Below are 3,517 nucleotides of genomic sequence, written 5' to 3'. Positions count from 1 at the left end.
CATGTGGAGGTCGCGGCGGGTCGGGAAGCGGTTCACGCTGACGGCCTGGAGCCTGGTGTACTTGCGGATTCCTTCGGCGCCGTGCCGTACGCCGAGGCCCGATTCCTTCCAGCCGCCCATGGGCAGGCCGAAGGCCATGTAGTTGGTCTGGGCGTCGTTGATGGTGACGCAGCCTGCCTCGAGACGCTCCGCGAGGTGTCGGGCATGCTTCATGTTCGAGCTGATGATGGAGGCCTGCAGGCCGTAGGTGCTGTCGTTGACGAGCCGGAGGGCCTCCTCGGCGTTTGCGACCTTCATCACGGGCAGGGTGGGTCCGAAGGTCTCCTCACGCATGCATTTCATGGTGTGGTCGACATCGACGAGCAGCGTGGGTTCGAAGAACCGGCCCGGGCCGGGGGCGGTGTGGCCCCCCACGAGGACGCGCGCTCCTCGGCTCACGGCGTCCTTGACGTGGTCCTCGACGATCGCCATCTGCGGCGGGAAGGTCATGGCGCCCACATCGGTGCTGCCCAGCCCTGCCGGCGCGGCGGAGGTGACCTCCTCGAACCGCCGGCGCAGCCTGGCGACGAAAGCGTCGTACACCGGCTCCTCGACGTAGACGCGCTCCACCGAGGTGCACATCTGGCCCCCGTTGCACAGAGCGCCGTGCAGGGTGACGTTCACCGCCCGTTCCAGCGAGGCATCGGCCAGCACGATCAGGGCGTCCTTGCCGCCGAGTTCGAGTGAGCACGGGATGAGCCGCTCGCCCGCCCGTGCCGCGACGGCGCGGCCGGTCTTGGTGGATCCGGTGAACATCACGAAGTCGGCGGCGTCGGCCAGGGCCTGGCCGGTGGCGCCGGCGCCGGTCACGACCTGGAAGACGTCCTTGGGCCAGCCGCACTCACGGGTCATCTTCTCCATGAGCAGCGCGGTCAGCGGTGTGTACTCGGAGGGTTTGAGGACGACGGCGTTGCCGGCGGCCAGGGCCGGAATGGCGTCACCGAAGGAGTTGATCAACGGGTTGTTCCACGGACCGATGACTCCGACCACACCGAGCGGCACGCGACGGGTGTACATGCTGCGGCCGAGCACGAAGGGCGAGAGCGAGCGGATCTTCGTGTCGGCGAGGTAGTGCCGTGCGCGCTTGGCCCAGTAGGCGAAGGCGCTGACGCCGTAGACGATCTCGACGATCGCGTCCTCTTCGGCCTTGCCGTTCTCCGCGACGATGCAGTCGATGATCTCCTGCCGGTGAGTCAGCAGCCACTGGCGACCGCGCGTGAAGAATTCCGCACGGCTTCGGGCGCTCAGTTCGGCCCAGCCCGGCTGTGCCTGTCGGGCTCGTGCGACCGCTTGCGCCACCTCCTGCGCCGACGCGTCTGCGACGTGGCCGACCACTGCTCCGGTGGCCGGGTTGTCCACTGCGATGTGTGCGTCCGCCCCAGCGCCGTCGGGCGTGAGCGATCGAGTCTGAGCCACGGAAAAACTCCTGCCGGAACGTTGACTTCGGTTTGCCCAGAATGAGACGGTCACCCGTACAAGTCAAGCGTCTTGTACAGATGACCAACTTGTTGTGCGGCAGATTCACCACGCCCAGGGCCCGTCACCAAGGAGCGGCTGGAATGAAACGGACGACATCGATCGTGCTCAGCGGCTTCGGCGTTCCCGAGTCACTGCGCTGGCATCAGGGAGCCCTGTGGTTCTCCGACCTGGCCCACGGCACGGTGCACCGCTGGGACGGCACGGGAGAGGCCGAGACGGTCATCGAGGTTCCCGGCCGGGCCGGCGGGCTCGGCTGGCTTCCGGACGGGCGCATGCTCGTCGCCTCCATGGACGCAGGCGTGGTGTACCGGCTGGAAGCAGACGGCGAGCTCGTCGAGCACGCGGATCTGCGGCACCTTGTCGGCGGCCCGGTCAACGACATGCTCGTCGACCCGCACGGACGTGCGTACGTGGGCAATTTCGGCTTTGACTACCACGCGTTCGCCCGCGAGCACGCCAATGCCATGCTCTACGCGCCGCCCGGCCCGACGAAGGCACCGATCGCGTGCCTGGCCGCGGACGGGACCCTGCTCGGGGTGACGGAGCCGGTGCTCTTCCCCAACGGGTGCGTCCTGACGGCCGACGGCACGACCATGGTGGCGGCCGAAACCCTGGCCATGAAGCTCACCGCCTTCCCCGTGCTGCCCGACGGCACGCTCGGGCAGCCGCGCCCCTGGGCCCCGCTGATCTCGCCGTTCCTGTGGCGCGCGGTGAACCATCCGGGGCTTCTCGGCCGGATCACCCGCAGGATCTCGGCGCTGCTGGACCACCCGGCCATCGCCAAGCGTTCCGCCTCACCGATCGCGCCCGACGGCATCGCCTGGCACAGCGACGGCGAGACGATGTGGATCGCGAACGCACTGCGCGGCGAATGCGTGCGGGTGGCCGAGGGCGGCCGCGTCCTCGACCGCGTGACGACGAGCCAGAACACCCTGAGCTGCCTGGCCGCAGGTCAAGACGGGCGCACCCTGTTCGCGGCGACCGTGCCGACCGACGATCCCGTACGCGCCGCACAGCTGAACGGTGGTCGCATCGAGATGCTCCGGCTGTGAATCCCCAGGTAACAGCTGTGAATCCCCAGGTAACAACCGAAGACAATCTCGTATCGGACAGTTGACTTGGACATACGACCAGGAGACTCTGTTGGCCATGAGCGAAGTGTCTGAAAACAGCCGGGTTCTTCTCGTCACCGGCGCGGCCTCCGGCATCGGGGCCGCGATCGCGCAGTCGGCGGTCGCGCGCGGTCACCGCGTGATGCTGTCCGATGTCAACGAGCAGGCCGTGCAGGCCAGGGCGCTCAGTCTGGGCGGCCGGGCCGCCGGCTGTGTCCTGGACGTCCGGGATCCGGCGGCGTGGGTCAAGGCCTTCGAAGCGACACAGGCCGCGTTCGGAGCCGTCGACGTGCTGGTCAACAACGCCGGCATCACCCACACCGGCCACGCAAGTGACCTCAGCCCGCACCAGCACCGCGACATCCTGGAGGTCAACCTGCTCGGCGCGATCACCGGCACCTGCACGGCGATCGAGCGGATGACCGCGCAGGGCCGCGGCCACATCGTCACCGTCTGCAGCATGACGTCGTTCCTCCCGCTCCCCGGATACGCGACGTACTGCGGCTCGAAGCACGGGCTGCGGGCCTTTCACCACAGCGTGGCCCTGGAAGAACGCGACGGGCCACTGGACTTCACGATCATTCATCCTCCGTCCACGCGCACGGACATGCTTGAGCAGGAACTGGCCGACCCCGCTTGCGCCATCTCCTTCGCCGAGAAGTCCTACGCACCGGAGGAGATCGCCAAGACCGTCGTCGACGCGATCGTCTCCAAGCCGGTCGAGGTGGTGTTCCCTCCCTTGGGCGGACGTGTGCAGCGGATCGCCGGCGTCTTCCCCCGCCTGATGCGGTGGGTGATCCCGCTCGCCGAGGCCAGGGGAAGAAAGCGACGAGAGCGGATCATCGCCCCCATGGGCCGCCGCCGGCCCGATGCGGCGCGGCCTTCGG

The 3,517-nt window shown here is 68.3% G+C and carries 3 protein-coding genes; 2 read left to right on the top strand and 1 reads right to left on the bottom strand.

All coding sequences use genetic code 11. The features are described from left to right. The coding region (locus ACIBTS_RS49220) for an aldehyde dehydrogenase family protein (RefSeq protein ID WP_399328515.1) at positions 1 to 1,455 on the bottom strand (1,455 nt) is incomplete at its 3' end. A gap of 143 nt (positions 1,456 to 1,598) precedes the next feature. On the opposite strand from ACIBTS_RS49220, the gene ACIBTS_RS49215 reads away from it, so the two are divergent. Next, positions 1,599 to 2,570: an SMP-30/gluconolactonase/LRE family protein gene (locus ACIBTS_RS49215; protein WP_399328513.1), complete on the top strand. Its 972-nt coding sequence runs from the start codon at positions 1,599 to 1,601 to the stop codon at positions 2,568 to 2,570. A 97-nt stretch (positions 2,571 to 2,667) separates the two neighbouring features. Next, a partial coding sequence (locus ACIBTS_RS49210) for an SDR family NAD(P)-dependent oxidoreductase (protein ID WP_399328511.1) occupies positions 2,668 to 3,517 on the top strand: 850 nt, incomplete at its 3' end.

It is taken from the genome of Streptomyces sp. NPDC050121 (assembly GCF_044460385.1).
Classification (GTDB): domain Bacteria; phylum Actinomycetota; class Actinomycetes; order Streptomycetales; family Streptomycetaceae; genus Streptomyces; species Streptomyces soliscabiei.
This window is presented reverse-complemented; position numbering and strand designations above follow the sequence as displayed.

Coding starts and splice junctions, on each gene's coding strand:
- ACIBTS_RS49215 (WP_399328513.1), top strand. CDS start 1,599: ATGAAACGGACGACATCGATCGTGCTCAGCGGCTTCGGCGTTCCCGAG.